Consider the following 3,702-nt stretch of genomic DNA (forward strand, 5'->3'; position numbering starts at 1 on the left):
GCTAGAGTTTGGCTGCTCTTTACCTTTTGATTACAACGGTTTTATCTATGAAGATAAAAAAGAAGTTGAGAGCAATTCAAATAATGAATTACTAGCTAAGAAAGAAGAAGAAAAGAAGAATCAGCAACCAAAGGTGGAAGTAATGAATCAGCAGTCAGATGAATATACACAAATCAAGAAGATGCTTCTGAATGAAATAGCTCTTATTCAGAATTCTGACAATTACACCAATTCAGATGGAGAAGTTGATCAGCAAAAGGCAGATATGCTGTTTAAGAGAGCTGAAGCTATTAATAACATTGCTACTTCTCTTAATAACATGAAGAAGACTGAGATTGAAGTAAAGAGACTGCAACTTGAAGCAGTTAGAACAGCTCTATCTCATGGATATGAAGTTAAAGTTAACGGCAATCTTTTGGGAGTTGAAATCAAGTGAGTACAAAGGGCAAAAAATGGACTAGAAAAGATCGTAAATGGACAGAAGAAATTATGAATTTTGTAAAGTCTGTCTGCCCTTTACGTGAACATGGTTTTAGCTCCAGAAGAGAGCTTGCAGAAGAAATTAACAGAAGATTTTGCAGAGAGTTTACTGATAGGGCTTTATGTACACACTGCTATGACAATGGCATTCAGTTAGGTTTGTGCAATAGCAATTCAGATGTGCCACGCGGAGAGAAACACTGGAGACATCGACCTGTTGGTTCTTTTCAAGAGAAAAAAGGTTATATAAGAATTAAAGTGGCTGAGCCAAATAAGTGGATGCAGTATCAGCGGTACGTATGGGAGCAAAATCATCCAGGACAGAGTGCTGAAGGTAAGACAGTTATCTTCATGGATGGCAACATCAGAAATTTTGATCCTTCAAATCTTGAATGTGTTGAGCGTGCTGAATTATCCGTAATGGCTGAACTGGGATGTACTGCAGCATGTACCAAAGAAGAAAGAGAACTGTACTTACTCAGGGCAAGGTTACTTCTTGCAAAATCAACGATATTAGGAGCTAAAGAAGCAGCAAAACGACACAACAAAATGAATTATGAACGAAGAAAAAATGATCCTGAGTTTAAAGCTAAATGTGCTGCATATGCAAAACAGCGAATGGCAGAGATTATGGCAGATCCAGTAAGACATCAGGAATATCTTGAAAAACAGAGAGCGTATAGAGAGAAGAATAGAGAGCGAATCAATCAATGGGCTAATGAGAGAAGAGCTTATTTAAAAGAGAATGAACCGGATAAATATATGGCAAAGCTCTTAAAAGAAAGAGCCAGACACAAGAAGGAAGGGAAAAGAAATGACTGAGAATGAAGACGTAATCAATAAACCATCTCACTACCACAAACACGCAGTTTTAGTTGAACCAATAGAACTATGTGAATTACTAGGTTTCAATCTTGGAAACTGCTTAAAGTATTGCTTCAGATATCTGGATAAGGGTAATCCTCTGCAGGATTTAAAGAAGGCCCAGTTCTATATCAGAAGAATACTTGCTGATGACAATGATCGGATTGCATTTAGAGAGTACAACGGAAACGCGCTCATGAAGAAACGCACAAAGGTCTATCTAGATATCTTCAGAGAAAACGAATTTGTACTAGCTCTGTCTGCAGATGGTTATATGGGACTATCTCATCTGATAGATGAAAAGATTGCCGAGCTGGAGTCCAAGAATGACTGATTTAGAAATCTACAAAAGACTAAGAGCACAAAACGGTGATACTGCACAGCTGGTAGTAGCTATTGAGGAGTTATCTGAATTAATAAAAGAGATAACCAAGTGTTTTAGAAATAAAGGCAATATTGACCATCTGGCAGAAGAAGTTGCTGATGTTGAAATCATGGTTGAGCAGGTTAAGTTGATTTTTTAATGTTCAGGATAAGGTTGAAGTAGCAAGACAGATTAAGCTGCAGAGACTTGAGAACGGCTATAGATAAGGAGTGAAAAATGACTTTAAGAGAAGTGATTGAAGATAGCGGTGCTTCAGAATATATCGCTAATGGGTGGGCTAACATCAGGCTTTACTATCATGGTGAGTTGATTGAGATGAATAAGAAGTATCTTAACTGTGAGGTTAAAGACGATTTTTCCCCATCTTATGATATTGATCCTGAGTCAGGAGAAATTAACTTTGACAGTATGTATGTTGATATTGAGTTAGCTGATGATGTAATTCTCTAAGGAGTTAAGCGTGACAACACAGTTAAGATTTATCCTTTAATCTTATGGGGAATGACTGAGAATGATTGCTTGGTAAAGGCTTTTAAGTACGGCATTGAGTGGAAAGAAAATGATGGGACAAACTTATACCAGGTATTAGATAGAGTTAGTTGTTATTGCTGCGGTAATAAGAATTTAAAGGAGCTTAAAGCTATTTATGAACACTTGCCTGAATATTGGCAAAAACTAAAGGATATGCAAGATAAAACAAGCATACCTTTTAGAGATGGTGAAACAATTTACGACTTAGAAAGGAGATTTGAGAGTGACTAAAGAAGAAATTGACAAAGAGCTAGAACTTGAAGATTACGAGAAGTATGAAAGGATTAACCACGTTTTTAAGTTTTGGTTACTTGAAAGATTGAGTGGTTGCACCATCGTTGCTTTAAGTGTCATTTTTGGGTTAGGGTTGCTTTGTTGTGTTGGTGTGCTAGGCATGTTAGCAGTTAAGGTTCTGATGTGGTTTTATGGGTTAATCTTTTAGGAGTTAAAAAAAATGACACTTAAAGAGTTTAAAGACCTTATTTCAGATTTAGAAAAGAAAGGTAAGATTAACGATGACTCTGAGGTTTTCGTTTTAAATGACGACCAAGATGTAATGAGCGAGCCTGAGCTTCTTATATCTGACATGGATTTAATCTTAAATTTTTCATATCGTAACGAGGTTTTAATAGAATCGGATAATGTAAACAGATAGGAGTTAAGAATGGTTTTTAGCAAAAAAAATAAGAGCCAAAAACCAAGAAATTTTGGAGCTTAGGTTAAGGAGTAAAAAAAAATGACAATTCAAGAGTTTTATAAAGAGTTTGAAAAGCAAGCAAGACAAATGGGCTTAATTACTTTGTTAAGTGGGTTTTATCTATACTTAGACACAGAAACAGATGTTTTACACGACCAAATGAGAGATACTTCTAATGAGCAAGAATACAAGAAGTATGCAAAAGAGCTAGTAGCTTTAAATGCTATTAAAGGTGATGTAGACAGTTGCATTAAAACTTTATTTAATAGAGTTGAGGTTAAGGAATGATTTGTAATTTTAGAGTTTATGAGAATATAGACCACTACATACTTGTTGTAGTGGTTGACGGTGTAAGAGAAGCTTTTATTTTAAAGAGGTAATTATGACTAAGCAAGAGTTGATTAAGGCATATCAGAAATCCCTTAAAGTAATAAGAGAAGACCAAGAACGTTTTAAAGAATTAGGAGAGGATTTCTTAGTAAACCAATATAATATTTACATCAAGTTACTAAGAATGTTTATTAAAGATTTAGGAAAGTTGGATTAGTGAGATTAAGGAATGATTATTTTATCATGTATTCTATTTGTTTTAGCAATCATTTCAAACATTGTTAGTGCCTTATGTTATATAAAAAGTGCTAATAGAAAAGCACACTACACAATGCTTGAGATTAAGGCTCTAAGACAGGTAAGAGATCAAATTAAGAGATTATCAAAATGAAAGACACAAAGCATAAACAGAAAG

General features: G+C 35.0%; 10 protein-coding genes. All 10 read left to right on the forward strand.

The window, feature by feature from the left end:
- Nucleotides 1–436 (forward strand): hypothetical protein (locus ACJML3_RS05145; RefSeq protein WP_406021206.1); only part of this gene is annotated, 436 nt, incomplete at its 5' end.
- Nucleotides 433–1,302 (forward strand): HNH endonuclease, encoded by an 870-nt coding sequence (locus ACJML3_RS05150; protein WP_406021208.1) that lies wholly within the window; start codon nt 433–435, stop codon nt 1,300–1,302. The genes ACJML3_RS05145 and ACJML3_RS05150, both read left to right, overlap by 4 nt.
- Complete coding sequence (locus ACJML3_RS05155) at nt 1,295–1,678, forward strand: DUF3310 domain-containing protein (RefSeq protein WP_406021210.1); 384 nt, start codon at nt 1,295–1,297, stop codon at nt 1,676–1,678. Before ACJML3_RS05150 ends, ACJML3_RS05155 begins: the two co-directional genes overlap by 8 nt.
- A complete protein-coding gene (locus ACJML3_RS05160; RefSeq protein WP_406021212.1) occupies nt 1,671–1,868 on the forward strand; it encodes a hypothetical protein in 198 nt (65 codons plus the stop codon). Before ACJML3_RS05155 ends, ACJML3_RS05160 begins: the two co-directional genes overlap by 8 nt.
- Nucleotides 1,869–1,945: 77 nt before the next feature.
- Complete coding sequence (locus ACJML3_RS05165; RefSeq protein ID WP_406021214.1) at nt 1,946–2,179, forward strand: hypothetical protein; 234 nt, start codon at nt 1,946–1,948, stop codon at nt 2,177–2,179.
- Between the two features lie 51 nt (nt 2,180–2,230).
- Nucleotides 2,231–2,491, forward strand: coding sequence for a hypothetical protein (locus ACJML3_RS05170; RefSeq protein ID WP_406021216.1), 261 nt, complete (start codon nt 2,231–2,233; stop codon nt 2,489–2,491).
- Nucleotides 2,484–2,702 (forward strand): hypothetical protein, encoded by a 219-nt coding sequence (locus tag ACJML3_RS05175; protein WP_406021218.1) that lies wholly within the window; start codon nt 2,484–2,486, stop codon nt 2,700–2,702. The genes ACJML3_RS05170 and ACJML3_RS05175 overlap by 8 nt, the downstream gene beginning before the upstream one ends.
- Before the next feature lie 12 nt (nt 2,703–2,714).
- The gene (locus tag ACJML3_RS05180) at nt 2,715–2,915 is read left to right on the forward strand and encodes a hypothetical protein (RefSeq protein WP_406021220.1); all 201 of its coding nucleotides are present in this window, start codon (nt 2,715–2,717) and stop codon (nt 2,913–2,915) included.
- Between the two features lie 81 nt (nt 2,916–2,996).
- Nucleotides 2,997–3,245, forward strand: coding sequence for a hypothetical protein (locus ACJML3_RS05185; RefSeq protein ID WP_406021222.1), 249 nt, complete (start codon nt 2,997–2,999; stop codon nt 3,243–3,245).
- A gap of 94 nt (nt 3,246–3,339) precedes the next feature.
- Nucleotides 3,340–3,504: a hypothetical protein gene (locus ACJML3_RS05190; RefSeq protein WP_406021224.1), complete on the forward strand. Its 165-nt coding sequence runs from the start codon at nt 3,340–3,342 to the stop codon at nt 3,502–3,504.
- The last annotated feature ends 198 nt before the right edge of the window (nt 3,505–3,702 follow it).

The sequence above is a fragment of the Succinivibrio sp. genome (assembly GCF_045124615.1).
Lineage (GTDB): Bacteria > Pseudomonadota > Gammaproteobacteria > Enterobacterales > Succinivibrionaceae > Succinivibrio > Succinivibrio faecicola.

Bases quoted from the DNA above. Each gene is read 5' to 3' on its own strand.
- ACJML3_RS05155 (WP_406021210.1), top strand. From the start codon at position 1,295: ATGACTGAGAATGAAGACGTAATCAATAAACCATCTCACTACCACAAA.
- ACJML3_RS05160 (WP_406021212.1), top strand. From the start codon at position 1,671: ATGACTGATTTAGAAATCTACAAAAGACTAAGAGCACAAAACGGTGAT.
- ACJML3_RS05165 (WP_406021214.1), top strand. From the start codon at position 1,946: ATGACTTTAAGAGAAGTGATTGAAGATAGCGGTGCTTCAGAATATATC.
- ACJML3_RS05170 (WP_406021216.1), top strand. From the start codon at position 2,231: ATGACTGAGAATGATTGCTTGGTAAAGGCTTTTAAGTACGGCATTGAG.
- ACJML3_RS05180 (WP_406021220.1), top strand. From the start codon at position 2,715: ATGACACTTAAAGAGTTTAAAGACCTTATTTCAGATTTAGAAAAGAAA.
- ACJML3_RS05185 (WP_406021222.1), top strand. From the start codon at position 2,997: ATGACAATTCAAGAGTTTTATAAAGAGTTTGAAAAGCAAGCAAGACAA.
- ACJML3_RS05190 (WP_406021224.1), top strand. From the start codon at position 3,340: ATGACTAAGCAAGAGTTGATTAAGGCATATCAGAAATCCCTTAAAGTA.